The organism is Sphingomonas sp. LaA6.9 (assembly GCF_022601895.1).
Taxonomy (GTDB): domain Bacteria; phylum Pseudomonadota; class Alphaproteobacteria; order Sphingomonadales; family Sphingomonadaceae; genus Sphingobium_A.
Genome location: NZ_JAKVIO010000006.1, coordinates 127,643 through 153,085, shown reverse-complemented (window position 1 = coordinate 153,085; position 25,443 = coordinate 127,643). Strand labels below are relative to the sequence as shown.

22 protein-coding genes are annotated in these 25,443 nt (G+C 64.4%); 11 read left to right on the top strand and 11 right to left on the bottom strand.

The genetic code is table 11. The features are described from left to right. Positions 1 to 498 precede the first annotated feature (498 nt). Together MKI88_RS05245 and ada are read right to left on the bottom strand one after the other, a co-directional pair. Positions 499 to 969 carry a DUF1203 domain-containing protein gene (locus tag MKI88_RS05245; RefSeq protein WP_241629904.1) on the bottom strand — a complete coding sequence of 157 codons (471 nt, stop codon included), beginning with the start codon at positions 967 to 969 and terminating at the stop codon, positions 499 to 501. Further along, positions 966 to 2,003 (bottom strand): bifunctional DNA-binding transcriptional regulator/O6-methylguanine-DNA methyltransferase Ada, encoded by a 1,038-nt coding sequence (gene ada, locus MKI88_RS05240; RefSeq protein WP_241629903.1) that lies wholly within the window; start codon positions 2,001 to 2,003, stop codon positions 966 to 968. Before ada ends, MKI88_RS05245 begins: the two co-directional genes overlap by 4 nt. 78 nt (positions 2,004 to 2,081) lie before the next feature. Here ada and MKI88_RS05235 point away from each other — a divergent pair, with 78 nt between their 5' ends. Beyond that, on the top strand, positions 2,082 to 3,041 hold the full coding sequence (locus tag MKI88_RS05235; RefSeq protein ID WP_241629902.1) for a 2-dehydropantoate 2-reductase: 960 nt from the start codon (positions 2,082 to 2,084) through the stop codon (positions 3,039 to 3,041). Here the strand turns inward: MKI88_RS05235 and MKI88_RS21390 are convergent, their stop codons facing one another. Further along, positions 3,042 to 3,593 carry a methylated-DNA--[protein]-cysteine S-methyltransferase gene (locus tag MKI88_RS21390; RefSeq protein ID WP_281063707.1) on the bottom strand — a complete coding sequence of 184 codons (552 nt, stop codon included), beginning with the start codon at positions 3,591 to 3,593 and terminating at the stop codon, positions 3,042 to 3,044. It abuts the gene before it with no gap. A gap of 27 nt (positions 3,594 to 3,620) precedes the next feature. Then, on the bottom strand, positions 3,621 to 5,378 hold the full coding sequence (locus MKI88_RS05225) for a methyl-accepting chemotaxis protein (protein WP_241629901.1): 1,758 nt from the start codon (positions 5,376 to 5,378) through the stop codon (positions 3,621 to 3,623). Positions 5,379 to 5,536: 158 nt separating this feature from the next. On the opposite strand from MKI88_RS05225, the gene MKI88_RS05220 reads away from it, so the two are divergent. From MKI88_RS05220 to MKI88_RS05195, 6 genes are all read left to right on the top strand, one after another. Further along, positions 5,537 to 6,106: a hypothetical protein gene (locus MKI88_RS05220; protein WP_241629900.1), complete on the top strand. Its 570-nt coding sequence runs from the start codon at positions 5,537 to 5,539 to the stop codon at positions 6,104 to 6,106. A 119-nt stretch (positions 6,107 to 6,225) separates the two neighbouring features. Next, positions 6,226 to 6,780, top strand: a complete 555-nt coding sequence (locus MKI88_RS05215) for a F0F1 ATP synthase subunit delta (protein ID WP_241629899.1) — start codon at positions 6,226 to 6,228, stop codon at positions 6,778 to 6,780. Between the two features lie 2 nt (positions 6,781 to 6,782). Next, positions 6,783 to 8,312, top strand: coding sequence for a F0F1 ATP synthase subunit alpha (atpA, locus tag MKI88_RS05210; protein ID WP_241629898.1), 1,530 nt, complete (start codon positions 6,783 to 6,785; stop codon positions 8,310 to 8,312). A 58-nt stretch (positions 8,313 to 8,370) separates the two neighbouring features. Next, complete coding sequence (locus MKI88_RS05205) at positions 8,371 to 9,249, top strand: F0F1 ATP synthase subunit gamma (protein ID WP_241629897.1); 879 nt, start codon at positions 8,371 to 8,373, stop codon at positions 9,247 to 9,249. Between the two features lie 24 nt (positions 9,250 to 9,273). Then, positions 9,274 to 10,836 (top strand): F0F1 ATP synthase subunit beta, encoded by a 1,563-nt coding sequence (gene atpD / locus MKI88_RS05200; RefSeq protein WP_241629896.1) that lies wholly within the window; start codon positions 9,274 to 9,276, stop codon positions 10,834 to 10,836. Positions 10,837 to 10,838: 2 nt separating this feature from the next. Continuing rightward, complete coding sequence (locus tag MKI88_RS05195) at positions 10,839 to 11,099, top strand: ATP synthase F1 subunit epsilon (RefSeq protein ID WP_241629895.1); 261 nt, start codon at positions 10,839 to 10,841, stop codon at positions 11,097 to 11,099. Between the two features lie 51 nt (positions 11,100 to 11,150). On the opposite strand, the gene MKI88_RS05190 is transcribed toward MKI88_RS05195, so the two are convergent. Then, positions 11,151 to 11,603: a DUF6265 family protein gene (locus tag MKI88_RS05190; RefSeq protein ID WP_241629894.1), complete on the bottom strand. Its 453-nt coding sequence runs from the start codon at positions 11,601 to 11,603 to the stop codon at positions 11,151 to 11,153. A 141-nt stretch (positions 11,604 to 11,744) separates the two neighbouring features. Between MKI88_RS05190 and MKI88_RS05185 the strand changes: the two genes are divergently transcribed. Together MKI88_RS05185 and MKI88_RS05180 are read left to right on the top strand one after the other, a co-directional pair. After that, positions 11,745 to 13,271, top strand: coding sequence for a CpaF family protein (locus tag MKI88_RS05185; protein WP_241629893.1), 1,527 nt, complete (start codon positions 11,745 to 11,747; stop codon positions 13,269 to 13,271). A gap of 104 nt (positions 13,272 to 13,375) precedes the next feature. Next, complete coding sequence (locus MKI88_RS05180; protein WP_241629892.1) at positions 13,376 to 14,605, top strand: DUF1624 domain-containing protein; 1,230 nt, start codon at positions 13,376 to 13,378, stop codon at positions 14,603 to 14,605. Positions 14,606 to 14,608: 3 nt separating this feature from the next. On the opposite strand, the gene MKI88_RS05175 is transcribed toward MKI88_RS05180, so the two are convergent. Further along, positions 14,609 to 15,628: a phytase gene (locus MKI88_RS05175; RefSeq protein WP_241629891.1), complete on the bottom strand. Its 1,020-nt coding sequence runs from the start codon at positions 15,626 to 15,628 to the stop codon at positions 14,609 to 14,611. 148 nt (positions 15,629 to 15,776) lie between these two features. Here MKI88_RS05175 and MKI88_RS05170 point away from each other — a divergent pair, with 148 nt between their 5' ends. Continuing rightward, positions 15,777 to 18,035: a TonB-dependent siderophore receptor gene (locus MKI88_RS05170; protein ID WP_241629890.1), complete on the top strand. Its 2,259-nt coding sequence runs from the start codon at positions 15,777 to 15,779 to the stop codon at positions 18,033 to 18,035. Between the two features lie 42 nt (positions 18,036 to 18,077). Here MKI88_RS05170 and MKI88_RS05165 read toward each other — a convergent pair whose 3' ends face one another. Then, on the bottom strand, positions 18,078 to 18,269 hold the full coding sequence (locus MKI88_RS05165; protein WP_241629889.1) for a hypothetical protein: 192 nt from the start codon (positions 18,267 to 18,269) through the stop codon (positions 18,078 to 18,080). Positions 18,270 to 18,321: 52 nt separating this feature from the next. On the opposite strand from MKI88_RS05165, the gene MKI88_RS05160 reads away from it, so the two are divergent. Beyond that, positions 18,322 to 19,152, top strand: a complete 831-nt coding sequence (locus tag MKI88_RS05160; protein WP_241629888.1) for a class I SAM-dependent methyltransferase — start codon at positions 18,322 to 18,324, stop codon at positions 19,150 to 19,152. Positions 19,153 to 19,862: 710 nt separating this feature from the next. On the opposite strand, the gene MKI88_RS05155 is transcribed toward MKI88_RS05160, so the two are convergent. From MKI88_RS05155 to MKI88_RS05140, 4 genes are all read right to left on the bottom strand, one after another. Further along, positions 19,863 to 20,267, bottom strand: a complete 405-nt coding sequence (locus MKI88_RS05155; RefSeq protein ID WP_241629887.1) for a hypothetical protein — start codon at positions 20,265 to 20,267, stop codon at positions 19,863 to 19,865. Positions 20,268 to 20,564: 297 nt separating this feature from the next. Continuing rightward, positions 20,565 to 23,147, bottom strand: coding sequence for a DNA ligase D (ligD, locus tag MKI88_RS05150; protein ID WP_241629886.1), 2,583 nt, complete (start codon positions 23,145 to 23,147; stop codon positions 20,565 to 20,567). Between the two features lie 3 nt (positions 23,148 to 23,150). Then, the gene (locus MKI88_RS05145; protein WP_241629885.1) at positions 23,151 to 24,014 is read right to left on the bottom strand and encodes a Ku protein; all 864 of its coding nucleotides are present in this window, start codon (positions 24,012 to 24,014) and stop codon (positions 23,151 to 23,153) included. 64 nt (positions 24,015 to 24,078) lie between these two features. After that, positions 24,079 to 25,389, bottom strand: a complete 1,311-nt coding sequence (locus MKI88_RS05140; protein WP_241629884.1) for an amidohydrolase family protein — start codon at positions 25,387 to 25,389, stop codon at positions 24,079 to 24,081. Positions 25,390 to 25,443 lie beyond the last annotated feature (54 nt).

Here is a 25,443-nt window from a genome sequence, read left to right as displayed (position 1 = left end):
GCTCTATCGCTGCATCAGAGGCCGGACAGATGGCAGCATCCGACTACGTGCCGAACTCTTCAAATACCGCTTGCGTCGTTAGGGGCGTCCACAGATGGAAAGCAGAGACTAAGCTACGATCTTGGCTTCCCCTACGAAACGCCCCTCCCATAAGTAGAAGCGGCCTGCTCGCTTCATCGCCTCTGCTCCCTCCGGTGAGAGAAATACAAAACCAACGCGACGCTGCGCCCCCGGCTCAAATGGCAGGTCGCCTAATTGCAAGCGTGCGTCCCAACCGCCCAGATTCGTATCTTTTTCGGTAAAGCAGGGGCAGCCAAAACCAAGAAGCGCCGCCGATTTTCTACCGCCATCATCGGTCGCAAAGAGACGGACGTCAGCTATCAAGTCTGGAGTTCTAGTCTGCCATGGTTCTGCGGTCATGGTGATGAATATGTCTCGAGCGACCAATGTTCACAATGGGTCGTTAGCAGCCATCCCGCCATGCTTTCATGGCGTGGATCAGGCGCGATCCACGCGCGCCGCGAAGCAGCCGCGCTTGGCGTTGTGAACGTGAATATAGCTTACCGCCGGGTCGCCGAACATGCGCGCGATCAGTGGTTCCAGATCCGCACCGTCGACGACATCCGCATCGACCATCATGTCGCGCGCATCGAAAGCGCGAACCGAAAGCAGCCGGACGGCCAATTGCCGGGGCACCGCATTCTCGTACCGCGCCGCCTCGTGCGCGCCCTCGCGGACGAAGATCGCGTGGCGCGAGCGATAGGGCGTGTCGACGGGCAGATGCTCATGGTTGAGCAGCAGCACGTCGCCGCCCGGCGGAACATCCTCGAGCGTGATGCGGCAGGGAAAGCCGATCTCGGCGTCCGAACGCATCCGGATCACGCCGCGTTCGGCCAGCGCCGCGTCATCGAGCCCGTAGAGCGACACGAAGGGCTCAGGGTCGAGCCCGCTGATCGCATAGCCGGTCATTCCACGCCCTCACGCTTGAGCAGCTCGACCTTGCGCTCGATGCCATAGGCATAGCCGCCCATGCTGCCGTCGCTGCGATGCGCGCGGTGGCAGGGGATGACGACCGCAAGGTGGTTGGCGCCGCATGCGGTGCCCGCCGCGCGAACCGCTTTGGGATTGCCCGCAATTGCCGCCAGATCGGCATAGCTGCGCGTCTCGCCCGCCGGGATCGCGCGCAGCGCCTGCCACACCGCCTCCTGGAACGCGGTGCCCTGCACGTCGAGCGGCAGGTCGTGATGGCGTTCGGGATGCTCGACCTCGGCCACGACCTTCTCGGCGAGTTCCGCGAGCGCCTTGCCGCCCGACTGGATATCCGCATTGGGGAAGCGGCGTTTAAGCGCCTCTTCGCCCTCCTCGAACGAAACGCGGCACAGCCCCTTGTCGGTAGCCGCAATGAGCAGCGGCCCAAGGCTTGTCTTCGCGACGGCCCAGCGGATCGTCACGCCCGCGCCGCCGCGCTTCCATGCGCTCGGCGTCATGCCAAGGCGCTTCCCGGCCTCGGCATAGAAACGGCTAGGGCCCGAATAGCCCGCTTCATAGATCGCGTCGGTCACTCTGTCCTCCGTCGATAACGCCTGTGCGGCCTTGCCGGCGCGCAACCCCCGCGCATAGGCGGCGGGGGTCACGCCGGTGGCGCGCTTGAACAGGCGGTGGAAATGATGCGGGGCATAGCCCACCCGCATCGCAAGTTCGTCGAGCGAGACCACCTCCTCGGCCGCCTCGAGCAGTTCGATCGCCTGCGCGACCGCAACCCGCTCGCGCCCCACCTCGTCGGGCTTGCAGCGCAGACAGGCGCGATAGCCCGCGGCGCGTGCCGCCTCGCCGTCGCGGAAGAAGCTGACATGTGCGCGCTTGGGATGGCGCGCGGGACAGCTCGGCTTGCAGTATATGCCCGTGGTCTTGACCGCGCCGACGAACTTGCCGTCAAAGCTGCGGTCGCGGCGCTCGAAAGCGGCCCATGCCAGATCGGCGTCGATGAGGGTCTCAGTGCTCATGCATCCTATCTAGTGCATCGATCTCTCGCGATCATCCCGCACCTTGCGTTCAAAGCGAAACTGTGGCGAGGCGGCACGATGAAGGTCGGAATAGTCGGCGCCGGCGCGATCGGCGGATGGATCGGCGCAAAGCTCGCCGCGAAGGGATCGCCGGTTTCGGTGCTCGCGCGCGGCGCGACGCTTGAGGCGATCCGCGCCGATGGGCTGGTGCTGCACGAAGACGGCTTGACGATCGCCGCGCCAGTGGCGGCGTCGGAAAATGGCGCAGAGCTGGGGCCGCAGGACATTCTCGTCATCGCAGTGAAGGAACCCTCGCTGCGCGCAGCTGCGCTCGCCGCGGGGCCGATGGTGGGCCCCGCGACGGCGATCGTCCCGATGCTCAACGGTGTGCCCTGGTGGTTCCTCGGCGATCGGCCCGCGCTCCGTCCCGACAGTCTCGATCCCGATGACGCGATCAGCGCATCGCTTCCCGCCGATCAGGTGATCGGCTGCGTCGTCCACGCCTCATGCGCGTCCCCCGAGCCCGGCGTCGTCCGTCGCCATTTCGGCAAGGGCCTGATTCTCGGCGAGCCTTCGGGCGCCACGACCGACCGGCTCGCGCGCACAGCCGCCCTGTTCGCGGACGCGGGTCTCGACATCACGACGAGCAACCGGATCCAGCAGGACATCTGGTACAAGCTATGGGGGAACATGACGATGAACCCCATCTCCGCGCTCACCCGCGCCACCGCTGACCGCATCCTCGACGACGCGCTGGTCGCCGCATTCACGCTCCGCATCATGGCCGAGGCGGCCGAGATCGGTGCGGCGATCGGTTGCCCGATCTCCCAAAGCGGGGAAGACCGGATGCAGGTGACGCGCAAGCTCGGCGCGTTCAGGACCTCGATGCTGCAGGATGTCGAGGCAGGTCGCGCGATCGAGATCGACGCGCTGCTTGCCGCCCCCCGCGCCATCGGCGAGCGTGCCGGGATCGCGACGCCCTATATGGACGCGCTGCTCGGCCTCACGCGGCTGTTCGATTCGAACCGGGCGCTCTGATCAGTCGAACAGGTCGCGCGTCCGCAGTTCGGCGACATTCGCGCCTTCGTGCCGCAACAGCGCCATCTTCATCGGCAGACCTCCGCCGAAACCGGTCAGCGAACCGTCGCTGCCAACGACCCGGTGGCAGGGCACCACGATCGCCACGGGATTGGCGCCGTTGGCGGCGCCCACGGCGCGCACCGCGTCGGGGCTGCCGATGCTCGCGGCCAGCGTCGCATAGCTCGTCGTCTCGCCGACCGGGATGGCATAAAGCGCATCCCACACGCGCCGCTGAAACGGTGTCCCACGCGTCGTCCACGGAATGCGGGACAAGGCGTTCATGTCCCCGTCGCAATATTCGGCCAGCGCCACCTTGATCGCTGCGGGCACACTGCCCGGCCGGCTGACATTGGCACCGTACTGGCGCCGCATCGATCCCTCGAGCCAGGCGTCGCGGCCCGGAAGCGAAAGTGCGCGCAGCAAGCCGCCCTGATCGCTCACCAGCACCAGTTCGCCAAAGCGCGTGGCGACCCGTTCATGCGTCAGCCGGGGCTCGTCGATTTCGGTCATCCGCATCCTCTTGTGGTCAGCGAATGACTAGACGGCCTTTACGCCCTCCACCATCCGCGCAATCTCACCACGCAGATACTCCGTCTGGTGCGCAATATCGTCAGCAGTCGCGCTGAGATTGGCGGCCATGCGGCGCGCGGCCTCCGCCCTGCCCCGCAGCCCCACCATATTGGCGGCGGTCTCGCGGCTGCCCGAATCGACGAGCACGATCGATTCCACGATCTCGCGGCTCGCGCCGCTCTGCTGCTCGACCGCGTGCGCGATCGCCTGAGCCGATTGCTCAAGGCCGGTGACGAGTGAATCGATCTGGTGGAAACTCTGCATCGCGTCGTTCGCGGTGGTGCCGATCGTGCCCAGCCGATCGCCGATCGTCGCGGCCGCCGCCTGCGTCTGCCGCGCGAGCCCCTTCACTTCTTCGGCGACCACCGCAAAGCCGGCGCCCGCCTGACCCGCGCGCGACGCCTCGATCGAAGCATTGAGCGCGAGCAGGTTGGTCTGCTTCGCGATTCCCGAAATCAGCGTCAGCACCTCGGTGATCTCGCTGACCAGATCGCCCAGCCGGGTGGCGCGCGCCTTGCTGCCCGCGGCCTGTTCGCGCACGGTATGTGCGTTGGCACGCGCCTCATTGGCGTTGTCGCGGATCCGCGCGATGGCTTCGGCCAGCGCCTTGCCGTTGTCCGAGACGACGCGCACCGTCGTCGCGGTCTGGTCCGCAAGCGTCGCGGCCGACAAAGCATAGGCCTCGGATATTCCCGCCTCGCTCGACACCGCCGATGCCGCGGCACGCATGTCGCCGCCCGCCTGCGCCAGATTGGCGACGATCCGCGCGATATCCTGCTCGAAGCGCGTGAACAGCGCGTCGAGTTCGGCCGCGCGATGGTCCTTGGCGCGCAGCATCTCGGCGTCGGTCGCGCGCAGTTCGCTCTCGATCCTCAGCGCCTCCTCTTCGAGCCGCCGCGCCTCGCTCGCACGTTCGCGCGCGAAAAGCAGCGCTCTGGCGATATCCCCGATCTCGTCGCGCCGCTCGAGCCCCGGAATCGCGACATTGCCGCCCGACAATCCGATCTGCCGCGTCGCGGCCGCAATATCCTCCAGCGGGCGATTGATCGCGCTGGTCGCGGTCCTGACGCCCCAGAAACCGACCCAGAGCGCGCCCAGCGTCAACAGCAATGCGATCGCATAGCCAAGAATGAAGCCCCATTTGAGCAGCCGCACGTCACGCGCCGAATCCGCGCGGAGATCGCCGACAAGCTCGCGGCTGGCCATCGTCAGCGGATCGACCGCGGCATAGAGCGGGCCGCTGACGAAGAAATCGAGATTATCCACGCGCCCCTGCCGGAGCATCGCAATCAGGCTGGCGGTCGTGCGCTCGGCCTCTTCCCGCGCCATCTCGATTCGCGCGATATCGGCGGCACGCTGCGCGCCCAGGTCGTTATCGCGGAAGCGTTGCCAGGCCGCATCGGCTTCCGCCACCGCCGCCTGCACGGCGCCAACGCCGCTGGCAGCCGACATATTGCCGCTGCGGACCTTGTTGGCGATCGCCAGCGCCTCGGCATAGCCGCCTGCGACCGCCTGCACGTCGCCGATCGGCTGGATACGACCGTCGAGCAGCGTCGAGACCGTGCGCTGCGCAATCACCGTCCCCGCGACCAGCGACAGCACGAGCACCGCCTGGATCGATAGCAGCACGACGAGGATCAGCTTCAGCCGCCCCTTGATCGAGCCGTCGAGCCCAAGCCGCGCGGCCCTGCGCGCCACCCGCCCCAAGCCAAGTTCCATCTTCATTATGATTGCGACCCGGTTTCGATTTGCCCCGAAGCCGCCTCTCGCAGCGAATGCTGAAAGCAAGGTTAATTTTGTGTTACACTTCAGTGACATGTGATCTTGCCGGGCATGGGTCAGCCCTGCTTGCCAGCGCGCCAGAGCTTCATTACGCATGGGTCATGAAGCGGCGCACAGTGGCAATAGCAGCAGCCATTCTCGGCATTATAGGCGCCGCAGGCGCCGCAGCGTTCTTCTGGCAAGATGCTGTGAGATATGTGAGCGCCCCACCAGCTCCTCCCTCGGACCAGCAATTGGCAGAGTTTCAGATTGAAGCCGAAAGCGCCTGCAAGTGCATTCGCCAGTCAGGTGATCCTGCATCCAGAAGCGGCTGTTCGCGACGGCTCGAAAAAATGACGGCCAAATGGGAATGGAGCGGCATGGCGGCTGCCTGCGAACCGATCTCCACGTCAATCAACTGCGTTGGTGACGGAGATCGCTGCTACACAAGCGGCTACGACCTTGTGGTCGGCTCGCAAGGTCCGGATGGGCCGATATTATGCACTGCGGCGGAAGCCCAGATCGTTGAAGCGATCTTTGCCGAAGTGTCATACACCTCACCTCAGGCAACCAACGAAGAAATGCAGCGCGCATATCGGGCTGCAGACAAGGCCGCTGAAAAAGCAGCGCACGACATCGCCGCGGGGCGGCCCGTGAAATATTCCAAACTGCAGAAGGGCTGCGCGGGCTAACCCCGTCTTGCATCGCGGCACAACCGATGCTAACCGCCCCGCGACCCAGATAGGGCGCGCTTGTCGCCCCCTTTTCGCATGGGGCCAAATTCCGTTTGTTCTTAGGGGACACAAGGCGCGTGGAGACTTCCGGCGGCATTCAGGCCAGCTTAGCAGGGCGATACGCCACTGCTCTTTTCGAGCTGGCGCGCGAATCGAACAAGATCGAGGCTGTTGAAAAGAGCCTCGCCACGCTCAAGGCCGCGCTGTCCGATTCGGATGACTTCCGCCAGCTCACCGCGAGCCCGCTCGTGTCGCGCGCCGATGCGACGAAGGGCGTCGTCTCCGCCGCGAAGGCGATGAAGGTCGATCCGCTGACCGAAAACTTCCTGGGCGTGCTCGCGGGCAACCGCCGCCTCGGCGAGCTGGGCAGCATGATCCGCGCCTTTACCACGCTGGCCGCGAACTTCCGTGGCGAGATGACCGCCGAGGTCACCTCTGCCCACCCGCTCAACGCCGCACAGGTCACCGAGCTCAAGAAGCAGCTCAAGACCCGCGTCGGCCGTGATGTTTCCGTCGATCTCAACGTCGACCCCGCCATTCTCGGCGGCCTCGTCGTCAGGATCGGCTCGCAGATGATCGACAGCTCGATCAAGACCCGTCTCAATTCCCTCGCGCACGCGATGAAAGGCTGAACATGGATATCCGCGCCGCAGAAATCTCGAAGGTCATCAAGGACCAGATCGCCAATTTCGGCAACGAAGCCCAGGTTTCCGAAACCGGGACCGTGCTCTCGGTTGGCGACGGTATCGCCCGCATCCACGGGCTCGACAACGTCCAGGCCGGTGAGATGGTCGAGTTCGCCAACGGCATCCAGGGCATGGCGCTCAACCTTGAAGCCGACAATGTCGGCGTCGTGATCTTCGGTTCGGACGCCGAGATTGGCGAGGGCGACACCGTCAAGCGCACGGGCACCATCGTGGACGTCCCAGTCGGCAAGGGCCTGCTCGGCCGCGTCGTCGACGGCCTCGGCAACCCGATCGATGGCAAGGGCCCGATCCAGTACACCCAGCGCCAGCGCGTTGAAGTCAAGGCGCCGGGCATCATCCCGCGCAAGTCGGTGCACGAGCCCGTGCAGACCGGCCTCAAGGCGCTCGACGCGCTCGTTCCCGTCGGCCGCGGCCAGCGCGAGCTGATCATCGGCGACCGTCAGACCGGCAAGACCGCCGTGGCGATCGACACCTTCATCAACCAGAAGAAGGCCAACCAGGGCGACGACGAGAGCCAGAAGCTCTACTGCATCTACGTCGCCGTCGGCCAGAAGCGCTCGACCGTCGCGCAGATCGTCAAGCAGCTCGAAGAAAATGGCGCGATGGAATATTCGATCGTCGTCGCCGCGACCGCTTCGGAGCCCGCACCGCTTCAGTATCTCGCGCCCTATACCGGCGTGACCATGGGTGAGTTCTTCCGCGACAACGGCATGCACGCCGTGATCGTGTATGACGACCTTTCCAAGCAGGCCGTCGCCTATCGTCAGATGTCGCTGCTGCTCCGCCGTCCGCCGGGCCGCGAAGCCTATCCGGGCGACGTCTTCTATCTCCACAGCCGTCTGCTCGAGCGCGCTGCGAAGCTCAACGACGACAACGGCAATGGCTCGCTGACCGCGCTGCCGATCATCGAGACCCAGGCGGGCGACGTTTCGGCGTACATCCCGACCAACGTGATCTCGATCACCGACGGCCAGATCTTCCTTGAGACCGACCTGTTCTTCGCGGGCGTCCGCCCCGCCATCAACGTGGGTCTGTCGGTGTCGCGCGTCGGCTCGGCCGCGCAGACCAAGGCGATGAAGAAGGTGTCGGGCTCGATCAAGCTGGAGCTCGCGCAATACCGCGAAATGGCGGCCTTCGCGCAGTTCGGTTCGGACCTCGACGCGTCGACGCAGAAGCTGCTCAACCGCGGCGCGCGCCTGACCGAGCTGCTGAAGCAGCCGCAGTTCAACCCGATGCCCTTCGAGGAGCAGACCGCGTCGATCTTCGCGGGCACCAACGGCTATCTCGACGCCATCCCGGTCGAAGCGGTCACCCGCTACGAGGCCGCGATGCTCGCCGATCTGCGCGCCAACCACGACGATCTGCTCAAGGCGATCCGCGAGACCAAGGATCTGGGCGACGAGGTCAAGGGCAAGCTCAAGGCTGCGCTCGACGCGTTCTCCAAGACCTTCGCCTAATCGATCGACTTCGCCTCGGCCACGGCCGGGGCACCTAACGGGACGAATGTAGGGACACATGGCAAGCCTCAAGGCCCTCAAACTGCGCATCGGCTCGGTGAAGTCGACGCAGAAGATCACCAAGGCGATGAAGATGGTCGCCGCTTCCAAGCTGCGCCGCGCGCAGGAAGCGGCGGTCGCCGGTCGTCCCTATGCCGAGCGCCTCGAAAAGGTGATGGGAAGCCTCGCCTCCAAGGTGACGATCAGCGCTTCGAGCCCTAAGCTGCTCGCGGGCACCGGCAGCGATCAGGTCCACCTGATCATCGTCGCAACCTCGGAGCGTGGCCTGGCGGGCGCGTTCAATACCAACATCCTGCGCGCCGCGCGCAAGAAGGCCGAAGAACTGGCCGGCGCGGGCAAGACCGTGAAGTTCTACATCGCGGGCAAGAAGGGCCGCGCGGTGCTCAAGCGCTTCCACGCCAAGCAGATCGTGGCCGATCACGAGATGGGCTACATCAAGAAACTGGCCTTTTCCGACGCGCAGTCGATCGCCGAGGACGTCATCCGCCGCTACGAAGCCGGCGAATTCGACGTCGCTCACCTCTTCTACGCGAAGTTCCAGTCGGCGCTCGTCCAGATCCCGACCGGCCAGCAGATCATTCCCGTGCCGCTTCACGAGGACAGCCTCGAAGCAGGTTCGGGTGCGGCCGTCGAGTACGAGCCCGATGAGGAAGCGATCCTGGCCGACCTGCTGCCGCGCAACGTCGCGGTCCAGATCTTCCGCGGGCTTCTCGAGAACGCCGCGTCCGAAGAGGGCAGCCGCATGAACGCGATGGATAACGCCACGCGCAACGCTGGCGACATGATCAACCGCCTCAGCATCCAGTACAACCGGACGCGCCAGGCCGCGATCACCACCGAACTCGTCGAAATCATCTCCGGCGCCGAAGCGCTCTAAGAATTACAGGCAAGGAAAACCGTCATGGCTACCGCACCCAAGACCACCAAGGCACCCGCCGCCAAAAAGGCTGCGGCGCCCAAGGCTGCTGCCCCCAAGGCCGCTGCCCCCAAGACCGCTGCGAAGACCCCCGCGCCCAAGGCTGCCGTCTCTGGCGCCACCGGCCGCATCAGCCAGGTCATCGGCGCCGTCGTCGACGTGAGCTTCGAGGGCAAGCTGCCCGCGATCCTTACCGCGCTCGAGACCGACAACAACGGCCAGCGCCTCGTCCTCGAGGTCGCGCAGCACCTCGGTGAGAACACCGTCCGCACGATCGCGATGGACGCGACCGAAGGCCTTACCCGCGGCCAGGCTGTCACCGACACCGGCGCACAGATCTCGGTTCCCGTCGGCCCTGCCACGCTCGGCCGCATCCTCAACGTCATCGGCGAGCCGATCGACGAGCGCGGCCCCGTCGGCACCGACCTGCGCGCGCCGATCCACGCTGACGCCCCCGCATTCGTCGACCAGTCGACCGACAGCTCGATCCTCGTCACCGGCATCAAGGTCATCGACCTTCTCGCCCCCTACGCCAAGGGCGGCAAGATCGGCCTGTTCGGCGGCGCAGGCGTCGGCAAGACCGTGCTCATCCAGGAACTGATCAACAACATCGCCAAGGGCCATGGCGGCACCTCGGTGTTCGCGGGCGTCGGTGAGCGTACCCGCGAGGGCAACGATCTTTACCACGAGTTCCTCGACGCCGGCGTTATCGCCAAGGACGCCGACGGCAACGCGGTTTCCGAAGGTTCGAAGGTGGCGCTGGTGTTCGGCCAGATGAACGAGCCCCCGGGAGCCCGTGCGCGCGTCGCGCTTTCGGGTCTGACGATCGCCGAATATTTCCGCGACCAGGAAGGCCAGGACGTGCTCTTCTTCGTCGACAACATCTTCCGCTTCACGCAGGCGGGCGCAGAGGTGTCGGCGCTTCTCGGCCGTATTCCTTCGGCCGTGGGCTACCAGCCGACGCTGTCGACCGACATGGGCGCGCTGCAGGAGCGCATCACCTCGACCAACAAGGGCTCGATCACCTCGGTGCAGGCCGTGTACGTCCCCGCGGACGACTTGACCGACCCTGCTCCCGCAACCTCGTTCGCCCACCTTGACGCGACGACCGTGCTCAGCCGCGCGATTTCGGAGCTCGGCATCTATCCCGCAGTGGATCCGCTCGACTCGACCAGCCGCGTTCTCGAGCCCCGCGTTGTCGGCCAGGAGCACTATGAGACCGCGCGTGCGGTCCAGGCGATCCTGCAGAAGTACAAGTCGCTTCAGGACATCATCGCGATCCTCGGCATGGACGAGCTTTCCGAAGAGGACAAGCTGACCGTGTCGCGCGCCCGCAAGATCCAGCGCTTCCTGTCGCAGCCCTTCCACGTCGCCGAGGTGTTCACCAACATCCCCGGCAAGTTCGTGCAGATCGAAGACACCATCAAGTCGTTCAAGGCGGTTGTCGACGGCGAGTACGACCACCTGCCCGAAAGCGCCTTCTACATGGTTGGCGGCATCGACGAGGCGGTTGCCAAGGCGCAGAAGCTGGCCGCTGAGGCCGCCTGATCATGGCGTCGCTCCATTTCGAGCTGGTCACGCCGGAAAAGCTGATCCGGTCCGAGGAGGTCCACATGGTGGTCGTCCCCGGCACCGAGGGCGAATTCGGCGTGCTCGCGGGCCACGCGCCCTTCATGTCGACCATCAAGGACGGTGAACTCTCGATCTACAAGACAGAGAATGCCGCGCCCGAGCTGATCCGCATCGAGGGGGGCTTTGCCGAGGTCAACGAAAAGGGCCTGACGGTGCTCGCGGAGAAGGCGGAGCTCTGATCTCCCGTCACCACGATCTTTTGGAAGGGCGGTGCGAAAGCGCCGCCCTTTCTATTTGCGCTTGTACTGCCAGCGCATCGGCTTGCTGCCGTCGGCCATCGCGATTTCGGCCATAAGCGTATCGCCCTCGCGCCAGTAACGGACGCGCTGGGGATAGTCGTTCTCCGCATTGTGAAAGGTGACGCCCGGCTCCGCGTCGGCACGCCAGACAAAAGGCGTACGCTTTGTGCCATTGGGCGAAGCCCAGAAGGTCATGCCGCTGCCGGACTTGTCAGCGATGACCTGCATCGCTTCCCACAGGTCGACGCTGTCGCCCTTCCCGCTGCGGCTGCTTCCCAGCATCACGCCGCCGCGCGACGAGGTCCAGCATTCCTCGGTCCAGCGTTCGCCCGACTGTGCTTCCCAGCAACCCGCCATCCAGCCGGGCAGCGCGGGCTTTTCTTCCGCCGCCCCTGTCAGCATGGTCCAGCCCAGCACCGCGATCAGCGCATGTCGCGTCACCATAGACCTTCCTCCCGCAATCGCCGCGCGCTGATGGCGCGTCCGCGCAACAATCGCCGAAATTAGGCAATTGTCAAAGTTTCCACCGTATTCACCTTTCCCATCAATGCCCGTTGGGGGCCGGACAAGGGATTGCAGGCAGGCATGAGCGCATTCGGAAAACGGGGTGGAATCGGTGGCGGCGCGAACAGTCGGCCGTCTTTCGGCGTGGCGCGCCCGATGCAGGGCGGCGGCATCCCGCCCAAGGGCCCGAGCGAGCCGCTGGGCGGCGCGCAGTTCCCGCCGCTCGATCCCGACTCGATGGTCTCAGAGGACGCGGCGACAGCGCCCCTGACGCAAAGCAACGCGATGAACCGGCTCGACAGCCGCATGAACGACGTCCACACGCATTCGAGCAAGGTCGAGGGCTTCGAAGCCTCGGTCCACAAGATCAAGGAACAGGTGCTGCCGCGCCTGCTCGAACGCGTCGATCCCGAGGCGGCCGCTACGCTCAACAAGGATGAGCTGGCCGAGGAATTCCGCCCGATCATCGGCGAAGTGCTCGCCGAACTGAAGCTGACGCTCAACCGCCGCGAGCAGTTCGCGCTCGAAAAGGTGCTCGTCGACGAGCTGCTCGGCCTCGGGCCGCTCGAGGAACTGCTCTCCGATCCCGACATCTCCGATATCATGGTCAACGGTCCCGAGCAGACCTATATCGAACGCAAGGGCAAGCTCGAGATCGCGCAGATCCAGTTCCGCGACGAGGAGCATCTGCTCCAGATCGCGCAGCGCATCTGCAACTCGGTCGGCCGCCGCGTCGACCAGACCACGCCGCTCGCCGACGCCCGCCTCAAGGACGGCAGCCGCGTCAACGTGATCGTGCCCCCGCTCTCGCTGCGCGGCACCGCGATCTCGATTCGTAAGTTTTCCGACAAGCCGATCACGCTCGACATGATGGCGGGCTTCGGTTCGATGAGCCCGAGGATGGCCACCGCGCTCAAGATCGCGGGCGCCAGCCGCTTCAACATCGTGATCTCGGGCGGTACGGGTTCGGGCAAGACGACGATGCTCAATGCCCTGTCGAAGATGATCGACCCGGGCGAGCGCGTGCTGACGATCGAGGACGCGGCCGAACTTCGCCTGCAGCAGCCGCACTGGCTGCCGCTCGAAACGCGCCCCGCCAACCTTGAAGGTCAGGGCGCGATCAGCATCCGCGATCTCGTCATCAACGCGCTGCGTATGCGTCCCGACCGCATCATCCTCGGCGAAATCCGTGGCAGCGAGTGTTTCGACATGCTCGCGGCCATGAACACGGGCCACGACGGTTCGATGTGTACGCTCCACTCCAACAGCCCGCGCGAGGCGCTGGCGCGTATGGAGAACATGGTGATGATGTCGGACATCAAGGTGCCCAAGGAAGCGATCTCGCGCCAGATCGCGGACTCGGTCGACCTCATCGTCCAGGTCAAGCGTCTGCGCGACGGTTCGCGTCGCACGACCAACATCACCGAAGTGATCGGGATGGAAGGCGACGTGATCGTGACGCAGGAGCTCTTCAAGTTCGAATATCTCGACGAGAGCGCTGACGGGAAGATCATCGGCGAATATCGCGCGATGGGCCTGCGCCCCTATACGCTCGAAAAGGCCAAGCAGTTCGGCTTCGATCAGCCTTTCCTGGAGGCATGCCTCTGACAATCCGGCGGAATTTCCCCTAAGGGAATCCAACCCGGTCAATTCGCTTTCGTCGCACCGAATGAGTCCCTAGTCTCGCCCCGCCCTGAACAGGGAGGGATGAGATGGCGTACCGTGCGCCTTCGGCTTCGGTCATCATGGCCCCAAACCGTTCGACGTCGCTTCTGGTCCTGACGCGTATCGAGCCGGTGGACCTGCTGCGCGGACTGGTCATCGTGCTCATGGTGCTCGATCATGTGCGCGACTATTTCCACGCTAGCGCGCATGCCTTCGATCCGCTCGATCCGGCGCAGACCACGCCGCTTCTCTATGCGACGCGCTGGGTCACGCACCTGTGCGCGCCAGGCTTCGTTTTCCTCGCGGGTGTCTCGGCATGGCTGCAATGGGATCGCCACAGGGACCGTGCGCGACTCTCGCGCTTCCTGCTGACGCGTGGCCTCTGGCTCGTGCTGCTCGAACTGACCGTCGTCAGTTTCGGCTGGGCATTCACCTTCGGCATGGTCTTCATGCAGGTGATCTGGGCGATCGGCTGGGCGATGGTCGCGCTCGCGGCGCTCATCTGGCTGCCGCGTCAGGCCGTGCTCGCCATCGGGATTGCCATCATCGCCGGCCACAACCTGCTGGATCCCATCGAGCCCGAGCAACTGGGCGCGCTGAGCGGGCTGTGGACCATCATGCATGAAGGCGGCGTCTTCGTGCATGATGGCGTGCCCTTTGCGCTCGCCGCCTATCCGTTCCTTCCCTGGATCGGGGTCATGGCGTTCGGTTATGGACTGGGCACGATTTTCACGGGTCCGCCCGATCGTCGGGACCGGACGCTCATCGTGCTTGGCGCGGCGATGATCGCGCTGTTCGTGCTGCTCCGCCTCGTCAATCTCTATGGCGATCCCGAGCCCTGGAAGGTCGAGGGCGACGCAGTCCGCACGGTGATGGCGTTCCTCGACGTCGCCAAATATCCGCCATCACTGATGTTCATATGCGCGACGCTTGGCCCCGCGCTGCTGCTGATGCCCCTGCTTGCGCGCCTGCGCGGCCCCGCTGCGCGCTTCCTGCTCGCCTTTGGCAGCGTGCCCCTGTTCGCCTATGTGCTGCACATCTACATCCTGCACGCGCTCGCCATCGTAGCAGCCGTCGCCACGGGTCACGACCCGGCCTATCTGATCGACTTTGTCGGCAACTTCTTCCTTCAGCCGCAATTGCTCGAGGGGACGGGTTACCCCCTTGCCATCGTCTATGTCGTCTGGCTGCTCGTGCTTGCGCTCCTCTACCCGCTCTGCCGCTACTGGAGCGACCTCAAGCGACGGCGACGCGACTGGTGGCTTTCGTACCTGTGAAGGTCAGTCGAGCCCCAGCGCCTTGCGGATATCGGCCCATGCGACGAGCTTGAAATTCTGCGCCCTGGGCTGGTTGTGCCCGTCCTGCGCGACGAACAGGCCGCCCGGATAGTCCGCGCCGAAATCGCCCACCGCAAGTTCGATGCCGTCGGTTTCCTCGACGCTGCCCACCGCGCCGGCCGCGATCCGGAAGCGTCCGACATAGCTTTCGTCCTCAAGACGGTAGAGCACATAGGCATTGTCGCCCTGGCTTGATGCGACCAGATAGCCGCCCTTCTCGCCCTCTGCGGCGAGCGCAAGACCCTCCGCATCGGCGACGAGATTGCGCCCGTCGGCGGCTGCGATCCTGATCGCTTCGGTCGAACCCGAGGCACTGGCGTCGAAACGCCATAGCCCCACATCCTCCTCTGCGACGTAAAGCCGCCCCGTGCGCTCATCGGCGACGCAGCCTTCCGACTGCGTCCCCAGCTTCATGCTGCGCACGATCCTGCCGCCGGGCACATTGCCGGCGACGTCCAGTTCGACCTGATTGATCGTGCCGTCCTTGAGCACCATGAAGGCATAGAGCGCCTGCGGCGTGCGATAGAAGCAGATGCCATAGGCCTCGCCCGCGCCTGCGGCCACCTTGCCCAGCGGGGTCAGGGCCGCCGTCGCCGGATCGAGCCTGAACAACGCGACCTGTGCGTTCGCGAGGTCGTTGCGATCGCTGGCGGCAACGAGAATGCCCTGCGCGCCACCTATCACCACGTCGTCGCGCAGGTCGACATTGTTGACCGCGCCCGCATCGATGAAGAACCGGTCAGCGCCGCTCAGGTCGTAGACGTGAAGCCCCGCCTTCTTGTCGGTGCCCACGATCAGGCTCGCACGCGGATCCGCCGCATTGCGCCAGATCGCCGGATCATCGGCGGCGTCGGCATTGGCGGTGGCCACCGCCGCGGTTTCGCCCCGCGCATGAACTGACATTGCGGGTGTAGCACGCGCGATCAGCATTTCGGTCGTCGACTCAGTCGCGCAACCCGCCATTATCACAAAACTGCAAAGTACAGCAATAAAACTGCAATAGTTCCTACGTGAATAGGTCACGATTCACCCCTAATGGCCGCTCTCGTCGGACGAAATACACAGTTTGTCGACGACGTCAATTTTGCGACATTTGCGGTTAGGGGCAATAATGAACAAGAAAAAGCTGCTGCTTCTTGGAAGCGCACTCATTCCTATGCTTGCGGCTGGGCCGGCATTCGCCGAACCGGCTGATTCGGCCGAAGCAGAAGAGCAGCTTCGCGCCAGCGAGATCATCGTCAACGGCGCGATCGAGTTCCGCAACCGCACCGAGGACGTCAACCCTGTCCTTTCCTATGACCTTGAATATTTCCAGCGTTTCGAACCGGTTTCGGTCGGCGAAATGCTCAAGCGCGTGCCGGGGGTCACCTTCACTTCGGATGTGCTCGAATATGACGGCGTCCAGATGCGCGGCCTGCCGCCGGGTTTCACGCAGGTGCTGATCAACGGTCGTCGCGCACCCGGGGGTGAGGCCGACGGCGCATTCTTCGTCGACCGTCTGCCCGCAGAACTGGTCGAGCGCATCGAGATCATCCGCGCCCCGCGCGCCGACCAGCCGAGCGAAGGCGTCGCCGGAACGCTCAACGTCGTTACCAAGGAATCGGTGAGCTTCGAGGGCGGCTTCATCAAGGGCGGCATGCTCATCAACGAGGATGGCGGCGTGCGGCCGTCGGGGGCGCTGGCCTATGCCGGCCACCTCAGCGATTCCACCAGCATCTGGGCGGGCTTCAACTATCAGGAGCGCCGCAATCCCAAGGAAAAGGTCTCCTACCGTTTTGGCGGCGAGCCCACAACGAGCGGCAAGAGCTTCCCCGGCAATCCTGCGGAGAGCAACTACATCACCGATCCCGAGTTCGACAATTTCGAAGCGCAGGACGACACCCGCGACGGCACCGACCTGTCGGGCAATATCGAGCTCACCTCGCAGTTCGGCAATGGCGGCCAGTTCCGTATCAGCGGCCTGTTCGTCGACACCGACCGCGACGAGGACGAGACTTCGGTCACGCTGGAGGGCGAGGATCTGGATTTCGACGAGGTCGAGATCCAGCATGAGGATATCAGCCAGCAGACCTACGCGCTGACCGCCGACGCACGCGTTCCGCTGAGCTTTGCCGAACTGGGGCTCGCCGCGGGCTGGTCGGGTTTTCGCGAGGATACCGATATCGCGGTCTTCGTTGGCGACAACCCCGATGATTTCGACGATGTCGAGCTGGACGACGAGGACTCGATCGACATCAAGGATGACGAATTCACGGGAACCGTCAGCCTGATCTTCGGAAAGGACGGCGCGCTCGAAATCAAGCCCGGCATCGACCTTCTGGGCAAGACCCGCAAAGGCGGCCAGGCAGGCACCTTCCTCGAAAGCGATTTCCGCATCGAGGAGGACCGCTACTCGCCCTATGTCCGCGCCACCTTCAAGCCGAGCGACGTGCTTACCATCGATGCGGGCCTGCGCTATGAAATCACGCGCCGCGACGTCAATGGCTTCAATGAGGACGACGAGAGCGTCACCGGCTCGTACAGCGACGAGGATCTCAACCCCTCGCTGCATCTGCGCTATGTCCCGACCGCGAACGACCAGATCCGCGTCTCCGTCGCGCGCACTGTCCGGCGTCCCGATTACGACCTGATCTCGCCCATCGAGGAGGAAGAAACCCCGGGGGACGACGATCGCACGATCGGCAATCCCGACCTTCGCAACGAAAAGGCCTGGGGCGTCGATGTCGGCTATGAACGTCGCCTCGGCGGCAGCGGCATCGTCGGCGTCAACGTCTTCTACCGGGATATCAAGGACCTGATAGAACATGTCGCGATCGCGGATCTCGGCGACGGAAGCCTCTACACCCCGCGCAACATCGGCGACGGCCAGAGCTGGGGGCTTGAATTCGACTTCTCGGCGCCGCTGAGCGCCTTCGGCATGCCCGATACCGGGCTTTTCGCGAACTACACCTATCTCGACAGCGAAACGACCGATCCCTTTACAGGCGGGAAGCGCCGCTTCAACAACCAGCCGCATCACCTCTACAATCTGGGCTTCATCCAGACGGTGCGCAGCGTGGACGCGAGCTTTGGCATGACCATCTCGGGCCGCAGCAAGGCCCTGGAATCGAACTTCGACGAGACGATCTCGCTGCGCTACGACCCCGATCTCGAAGCCTTTGTCGAAAAGCGTTTCGGCAGAAACTTCGTGCTCCGCCTCTCGGCGCAGAACCTCCTCAATCGCGTGAAGAAAGAGGATTTCCGCAAATATGACGGCGACAGCCTCCAGGAAGTGCTCGACGCACGCGCCGCGGGCGATCTCGACGAATATGAGATCGAACGCGAACGCGCAGGCCGCCTCTTCCAGGTGACGTTGCGCGCAGCCTTCTGACGAATGACGCGCCCGGCTGCGTCCGTCGCAGCCGGGTGCCGTCTATTGATGCAGCTTGAGCGCCACGACGGTGAGCACCAGCGCCGCCATCACCGCGAACAGCGTGATGAGCGTCCACGGCATGAAGCCGACCTTGTCCAGATCCTGTCGGCGCTGGCGCCTCCGATCGGCGAAGCTCGCCAGAACCGCGAGCGCGGCGGAAGCCCCTGCCCATCCCCAAAGCTGCACTTGCATGGCCTTTCCGTCGCCGTCACTATCCGGCCACTCAGATAGGAGAGAGTTTTCAATGCGCCAGTATCTTTTGCTCTCGGCAGCCCTCATTTTGGCTACAGCACCCGCACACGCGCAGCACGCCGATCATGCGGACCATGGATCCCACGCCCAGCATATGGCGGCGGAGTCGTCGCTGGCAGCGGCGATCGCGGCACCACATCGCAGCGCAGCCAACAAGGCGCGCGACGCATATCGGCATCCCGCCGAAACGCTCGCATTCTTCGGGGTCAAGTCCACCGACACCGTGGTCGAGATCAGCCCCGGCGGCGGGGGCTGGTACACCGAGATCCTCGCCCCCTATCTCGCCAAGGGCGGCACGCTCTATCTCGCCCAGCCTGAAGGCAGATACCTTACCTCGCTCAAGGCAAAGATCGCGGGCGATCCTGCCACCTATGGCAAGGTCAAATGGGCGGATTTCCCGATCACCGCGACTACCGTGCCCGATGGCAGCGCGGACGTCCTGCTCACCTTCCGCAATGTGCACAACTGGATCATGGACAAGGATCCGACGCTCGCCGAGCGCGCCTTTGCCAGTTTCTTCCGCGCATTGAAGCCGGGCGGGGTTCTGGGTGTGGTCGACCACCGCCTCCCCGAGGCCAGCGACAGCGCGCTAGAAAAGTCGAGCGGCTATACCAAGCGCAGCACCATCCTCGCGCTCGCGGAAAAGGCGGGCTTCAAGCTGGCAGCGGAATCCGAGATCAACGCCAATCCAAAGGACAAGGCCGATGGCAAGGTCTGGCGCCTGCCGCCGACGCTTGGCGAAGGCGAAGCCAATCGTGACGCTTATATCGCGATCGGCGAGAGCGATCGCATGACGCTTAAATTCGTGAAACCCGCAAAATAGCCCAATTCGACAGGCGCCCCTCCCATTCGGGAGGGGCGCAGTCTGCGCACAATGGCACGACACACCCGAAATGGTCGCCGACGGGCGTTATCGCGTCTCTGGCCATCTGGCCGGTGGCCATGAGGCAATGCTCAGGGTCGTCGATTCCCTTGTCGCCAGGCAGCGATCCGAGCGACCGGGGCGCCAGGCCGCGCGGAGAAATTCAACCGCCCGCCGCGAGCCCGGAACGACCGATTGCGAAAGTTATGGTTCGAAAGCGGACTGTCCGGACACGCCGACTTTTCAGACGTTCAGCGGGCCTTTTCGGCTGCACCAAAGCCGACATATGTTCATCGAGCTACGTCAGGACGGCTTTGTCGTGGTTAGCCGACATTCTCTGGCGCTATCTTTAGCTTCGGTGCCCATCGATAGAGCGCCAAGATGAGCCGCCAACCGGCGACACACAGAAGCGTCAATCCAACTGGCAGCAGCAATTGAAGCAACACGTTCGGCATGAAGGACGAGAGGAATGCTTCCATCAGCAGCACCCAAGCCGCTGCAGCCGCGAGCACCGTGACTATAAGCGTAACAGCGAAACGGCGAACCCAAATCCTCATGGACCAGCCCTAAACGAGACCATGACGTCCGCAATGTCGTCGTGTCCGGACAGGCAGCTTTTGGTCGCGGCCGACTAACGACATGGGATAGCCCTCTCGGCTGAAAAACGGTGGCTACGCCCCGCTATTATTGATGATGTGTATGTTCGTCGCTCCGATAGGTTGACGGTTGCGTGGTTCCCAAGTCCAGCCTTGATAGCCAAGGCCGGACGTCGCCGCAGTGTGTAGGATCTCTGGAATACGTGCTCTCAGCCACGGCTTGTCAGGCTTGGTGGTTTCCCAGGCCTCCAACCGATCAGCGAGCAACTCCAGACCTAATGCTGAAAAGCGAGGAACGAGATGGCTGTACGTCGCCTCTACACTGACGACCATCGGGTCAACCGGGTTCAATTCGTAGAAGTGGTGGCAGACCGGCTGTGGGGCGACGTGCGCGTGGTCGTCGTCGATGCTGGCGAGTGCCGTTTCGCCAGCAGCCAAGTGCTCTTCCAATGTCCAGTCCGGCAGTTCGTCAGCATCCATAGGCAGATGCTTAGTTTTAATCTGCAATGCGCGCTAGTGGGGCATTTCACCGCATACACCGACGCGTGAACGGATGTCAGCTGTTGGCTTGTCGCGCCTAAGAGCCGTCAGTCCGCGAACCACGACTTATCGGTCGTTCAGCGCTCCGGGCAGCCTCCCCAAACCGGACATGGCAGCTAACCGCGCTTTTCTGCAAAAAGCTGCCGTTCCGGACACCACGACAAATCGCTCTCGCTGATCCCTTCGCGCGTCGCTTCAAACCGGACGTTGTTTTGGGACCGGAATTTTCCACGCCGCCTAAACGTCGGGAAGCCGCTGCGCGGCTTCCCCCCATCCCTTCAATGCCGCCGAGTTTGCGCGCGTCAGCAGTTTTTTGGCATCGCGCACGCTGAACTGCGAAGGCGCCTCGATCTTTGCCAGTTCATTCCAGGAAACGGGGGCTGCCACCGGCGCTCCGGGACGCGCGCGCGCCGAATAGGGCAGGATCGCGGTCGATCCGCGCTGGTTGCGCAGCCAGTCGATGAAGATTCGTCCCGTGCGCCGGGCCTTCGACATGGTCGCGATGAAGCGCTCGGGTTCGCGTTCGGACAGCGCCAGTGCGAAGCGCTGCGCGAAATCCTTGACCGCGGGCCATTCGGCGTCGGGGATGAGGGGGACGACGACATGGATGCCCTTGCCACCCGAAAGCAGCGGGAAGCTCGTCAGCCCCAAGTCGTCGAGCGTCGTGCGCAGGTCGCGCGCCGCCTTCCTGACGTCGTCGAAGGTGACGGCCTCGTCGGGGTCGAGGTCGAAGATCATCCGGTCCGGCTTCTCGACATCGGCGACCGACGAGCCCCAGCCGTGGAATTCTATCGTGCCCATCTGGACGCACGCGATCAGCCCGGCGGTGTCCTCGACATAGAGATAGGGTTCGATCCCGCCATCCTTCTCGCGAATGTCGACATGGCGGACATGCTCGCCAAAGCTGCCCGCATCGTGCTTCTGGAAGAAGCATTTTTTGGCGCGTCCCTGCGGACACCGCACCAGACTGATCGGACGGTTCATCGCCCATTCGGCCATGACTGGTCCGATCGCGTCATAATAGTCCGCCAGATCCCCTTTGGTGACCTTCGCCTCGGGAAAGATCACGCGATCGGCGTGGGTGATCTTCATAGCGGGGATGGTGGGTGCCTTGCTTTCGGTTTCGGCTTTCACGCTCTTGGCCTCCTTGTCGTCGCGCAGCCCGATGAAACTCGCATGCCGCACCACGCCTTCAGCGGTGAATTCGGCAAAGGCGATTTCCGCGACCAGTGTCGGTGACACCCAGTGCGCGCCGTGCGTCGCGATGCGCGGGGCCTCGACGGGCGCCGTCTTGCGCGCGAGCGCCTTCAACCGGCGCATGAGATCGTCCTGGTTGTCCGCATTGAAACCCGTGCCGACCTTTCCGGCATAACGCAGCACGCTCTCGTCGTGTGTACCGAGCAGCAGCGAGCGCAGGCTGCGCCCCGTCGCGCCGCTGGCTAACCACCCAAGGATCACGAACTCCTGCCGGCGCGTGCATTTGATCTTGAGCCAGCTGTGCGAGCGCGTGTGACGATAGGGCGCGTCAGCGCGCTTGGAGACGATCCCCTCCTGCCCCGCCCCGCACAGCGCCGATAGCAGCTTCTCTCCCGATCCAAGCACGTGCTCGGCATAGCGGATCGGGCCGTCGCTCCCCTCCAGCAACGCCGCCAGCCGCTCCTTGCGTGCGATATTGGGAAGCCGTGTCAGATCCGTCCCGTCGACCGACAGCAGGTCGAACGCGAACAGCGTGAACCCGCCTTTCCCCTGCTTGAGCGTCGTTTGAAGCGCAGAGAAGCTCGGATTCCCGTTGGCGTCGAGCTTCACGATCTCGCCGTCGATCAATGCGCTCGGCAGATCGAGCGCGCGCGCGGCATCCGCGATCTCCGCGAACCTGTCGGTCCAGTCCAGCCCGCTGCGCGTATAGGCCGTCGCCTTGCCCCCGCCGAGCGCAAGCAGGCATCGATAGCCGTCATATTTGATCTCATGAAGCCAGCCATTGCCCGTGGGGACCGCATCCACGAGCGTCGCGAGCTGCGGTTTGGCGAAGGCGGGCATCTGCCTGGCTCCTCCCCGAGCTTGTCTCGGGGAGGGGGACCGCCCGAAGGGCGGTGGAGGGGCAAGCTCGGAGCCAACCCCTCCACCATGCTTCGCATGGTCCCCCTCCCCCCGCTTCGCGCGGGGAGGATCATGTTTCTCCGCTTGCCTCATCGCGGCGTCGAACGCCTTGCCCTTCTTGCCCTTGAGCGAGGTCTCGGGCGCATTGGCCGCGATCTGCGCCATCGTCCTGCCGGTCTTCACGCTGGTGAGTTCGCGCGCGACCAGATCGTCCGAGCCGCCCGCATAGGCGTCGTCGATCTTCCTCAGCAGCCAGTTCTCGCGTTTTTCGCCCGGCCGTGGCTTCATCCGCACGAGCAGCCATTCGCCCTTCATCCGCTCGCCATCGAGCGTGAAATGCAGATGCCCTTCGGCAATCGTCTTGCGCGGGTCCTTGCCCGGCACCGGCGTCCATGTGCCGCGATCCCAGAGCATCACGGTGCCGCCGCCATATTCCTTCTCGGGAATGATCCCCTCGAAGCCGCCATAGCTGAGCGGATGGTCCTCGGTGCGCACCGCCAGCCGCTTGTCTTCGGGATTCAGGCTCGGCCCGCGCGTCACCGCCCAGCTCTTGAGCACGCCGTCGAGCTCCAGCCGGAAATCATAATGCAGCCGCGTCGCATCATGCTTCTGGACGATGAAACTGTTGCCCTTGGCCCGGCCGGGCTTTCCACGCGGCTCCGCCGTCTTCGCGAAATCGCGCTTGCGGTTATACTCGCCGAGCGGATCGGCAGCGCGCGTCACGGTTCACGCCCTCTTGCGCGCACTGGTCTTCCGGGCAGCGGGTTTGGCCGGCGCCTTCTTGGCCGGGGGCGGCTTGGCCGCGGGCTTCTCGATCGATTTCTTGAGCGCCGCCATCAGGTCGATGACATTCCCGCCGCTCGGCCGATCCTCGCCCTTGTCCTCGATGATCTTGCGGCCCCTGGCCTTGCGCTTCTTCTCGACGAGGTTCCTGAGCGCATCGACATAGCGGTCATGAAACTCGCTCGCATCGAAGGAACCGCTCTTCTTCTCGATCAGCGCCTCGGCCAGTTCGAGCAGTTCCGGGTCGGGCTTGATGTCGTCGATGTCGCGGAAATAATTCGCCGCGCGGTTCACCTCATCGGCATAGCGCAGCGTCTCCAGCACCATGCCGCGCCCGCACGGCTTCAGGCTCACGACATATTCGCGCCCGCGCATCGCGAGCTGGCCCAGCCCGACCTTCTTGGTGCGCCTCAGCGCCTCGCGCAGCACGACATAGGCTTCCTCGGCCAGATCGTCGGCGGGCACGACATAATAGGGCTTCTCATAATAGAGCGCGTCGATCTCGTGGATGTCGACGAACTGGGTGAGCTCGAGCGTCTTCTTGCTCTCCAGCTTCACCGCCTCGATCTCGTCGGGCTCGAGCAGCACATAGCTGCCCTTTTCATATTCGAAGCCCTTCAGGATCTCGTCCTGGTCGACCGGGCCGATGCCCGGCACGACCTTCTCGTAACGGATCGGCTTGCCCGAAGGCTCGTGGATCTGCCGGAACGCGACCGAGGCGCCCGTTTTGGTCGCGGAATAGATTTCCACGGGAATCGAAACCAGCGCCAGCCGGATCTGGCCCTGCCAATATGCGCGTGCAGCCATGTTATTCTGCTCCGTGTTACGGAAACAGAATGAGCGAGGGGCGGCGCTGGTTCCGCTGCTCCCGCTATTCGGCGGACTTGTGGACGCGCCCGTCCTTCATCACGAAGGCGACGCGCGTCAGTACCGAGACGTCGGCCAGCGGATCGCCCTCGACCGCGATCAGGTCCGCCGCCTTGCCCGGCTCCAGCGTGCCGACATCCTTGTCGACGCCCAGCAGCGTCGCGGCATTGACCGTCGCGGCCTCGATCGCTTGCGCGGCGGTCATCCCGTGCTTCACCATCAGAGCGAACTCGTCGGCATTGCGGCCGTGCCTGGAGACCCCGGCATCGGTGCCGAACGCGATCCTGACGCCCGCGGGCACCGCCCTTTCGAGCGCCTTTCCGGTGATGCCGATGCGCCATTTGACCTTTTCGAGCACCGCGGGCGGATAGGCATCGGGATCGGCGGCAAGCCGCTCCAGATAGCCGTTCACCGTGGAGAGCGTGGGCACATACCAGGCGCCCGATTGCCTGAAGAGCTTGAGCGTCTCGTCATCGAGCAGCGTGCCGTGCTCGATCGAATCCGCCCCAGCAGCGAGCGCGGCGTTGATTCCGTCCGCGCCATGCGCATGGACCGCGACCTTCTTCTTGTAGAGGTGTGCTGTATCGACCAGCGCCTTGACCTCGTCGTCGAAGATCTGGCGGTTGAGCCCAGCGCCGATGCGGCTGTTGACGCCGCCAGTGGTGGCGATCTTGATGACATCGACGCCGCGCCGCACCTGCAGACGGATCGCACGGCGGCAGCTTTCGACGCCATCGCACAGATTGTCCTCGGCGATCCCTGCGTGCAGGTCCTCGGCGACGCCCAGCGTCGCATCCATATGGCCGCTCGTGGTCGAGATCGACCGCCCCGCATCGACGATCCGGGGCCCGGGCATCGTGCCCGCCGCAACCGCGTCGCGCAGCGCCAGCGTGGCCCCCGTCCAGTCGCCCAGGTTGCGGACGGTGGTGAAGCCCGCGTCGAGCGTCTTGCGCGCATTGACCGCGGTCCGGTACGCGACGACCGCGGGTTCGGACTCGATATTCTCGACCAGCGCCTGAACCCCGCCCGCATCCGAATCGAGATGGACATGGCTGTCGATCAGCCCGGGCAGGACGTAACGGCCGCTCAGGTCGATCAGCTTCGCGCCTGCGGGCGCCGGTGCGTGCCCGTCGCGGATCTCGGCGATCCTGCCATCGCGAATGACGATGGTCGAAGCGCCGCGCGGCGCCTTTCCGGGGCGGTCGAGCAGCCGGCCGGCATGAACCCAGGTCTCGTTCGCGGGCGCCGCCTGCGCCGCTGCCATGGCCGGCGCGAGCGCGAACGCCATTGCCGTCATTCCACCCAAAACGCGCATGAAGTCCCTCCGCTCGAACAAATGTGCAAACGGAGCTAAAGCGCGGGTGCGGCT

Coding starts and splice junctions, on each gene's coding strand:
- atpD (WP_241629896.1), top strand. CDS start 9,274: ATGGCTACCGCACCCAAGACCACCAAGGCACCCGCCGCCAAAAAGGCT.
- MKI88_RS05175 (WP_241629891.1), bottom strand. CDS start 15,628: ATGGCGGGTTGCGCGACTGAGTCGACGACCGAAATGCTGATCGCGCGT.
- MKI88_RS05155 (WP_241629887.1), bottom strand. CDS start 20,267: ATGGATGCTGACGAACTGCCGGACTGGACATTGGAAGAGCACTTGGCT.
- MKI88_RS05235 (WP_241629902.1), top strand. CDS start 2,082: ATGAAGGTCGGAATAGTCGGCGCCGGCGCGATCGGCGGATGGATCGGC.
- MKI88_RS21390 (WP_281063707.1), bottom strand. CDS start 3,593: ATGACCGAAATCGACGAGCCCCGGCTGACGCATGAACGGGTCGCCACG.
- MKI88_RS05180 (WP_241629892.1), top strand. CDS start 13,376: ATGGCGTACCGTGCGCCTTCGGCTTCGGTCATCATGGCCCCAAACCGT.
- MKI88_RS05165 (WP_241629889.1), bottom strand. CDS start 18,269: ATGCAAGTGCAGCTTTGGGGATGGGCAGGGGCTTCCGCCGCGCTCGCG.
- MKI88_RS05160 (WP_241629888.1), top strand. CDS start 18,322: ATGCGCCAGTATCTTTTGCTCTCGGCAGCCCTCATTTTGGCTACAGCA.
- MKI88_RS05220 (WP_241629900.1), top strand. CDS start 5,537: ATGAAGCGGCGCACAGTGGCAATAGCAGCAGCCATTCTCGGCATTATA.
- atpA (WP_241629898.1), top strand. CDS start 6,783: ATGGATATCCGCGCCGCAGAAATCTCGAAGGTCATCAAGGACCAGATC.
- MKI88_RS05145 (WP_241629885.1), bottom strand. CDS start 24,014: ATGGCTGCACGCGCATATTGGCAGGGCCAGATCCGGCTGGCGCTGGTT.
- MKI88_RS05195 (WP_241629895.1), top strand. CDS start 10,839: ATGGCGTCGCTCCATTTCGAGCTGGTCACGCCGGAAAAGCTGATCCGG.
- MKI88_RS05245 (WP_241629904.1), bottom strand. CDS start 969: ATGACCGGCTATGCGATCAGCGGGCTCGACCCTGAGCCCTTCGTGTCG.
- MKI88_RS05170 (WP_241629890.1), top strand. CDS start 15,777: ATGAACAAGAAAAAGCTGCTGCTTCTTGGAAGCGCACTCATTCCTATG.
- MKI88_RS05205 (WP_241629897.1), top strand. CDS start 8,371: ATGGCAAGCCTCAAGGCCCTCAAACTGCGCATCGGCTCGGTGAAGTCG.
- MKI88_RS05225 (WP_241629901.1), bottom strand. CDS start 5,378: ATGAAGATGGAACTTGGCTTGGGGCGGGTGGCGCGCAGGGCCGCGCGG.
- ada (WP_241629903.1), bottom strand. CDS start 2,003: ATGAGCACTGAGACCCTCATCGACGCCGATCTGGCATGGGCCGCTTTC.
- MKI88_RS05185 (WP_241629893.1), top strand. CDS start 11,745: ATGAGCGCATTCGGAAAACGGGGTGGAATCGGTGGCGGCGCGAACAGT.
- MKI88_RS05190 (WP_241629894.1), bottom strand. CDS start 11,603: ATGGTGACGCGACATGCGCTGATCGCGGTGCTGGGCTGGACCATGCTG.
- MKI88_RS05140 (WP_241629884.1), bottom strand. CDS start 25,389: ATGCGCGTTTTGGGTGGAATGACGGCAATGGCGTTCGCGCTCGCGCCG.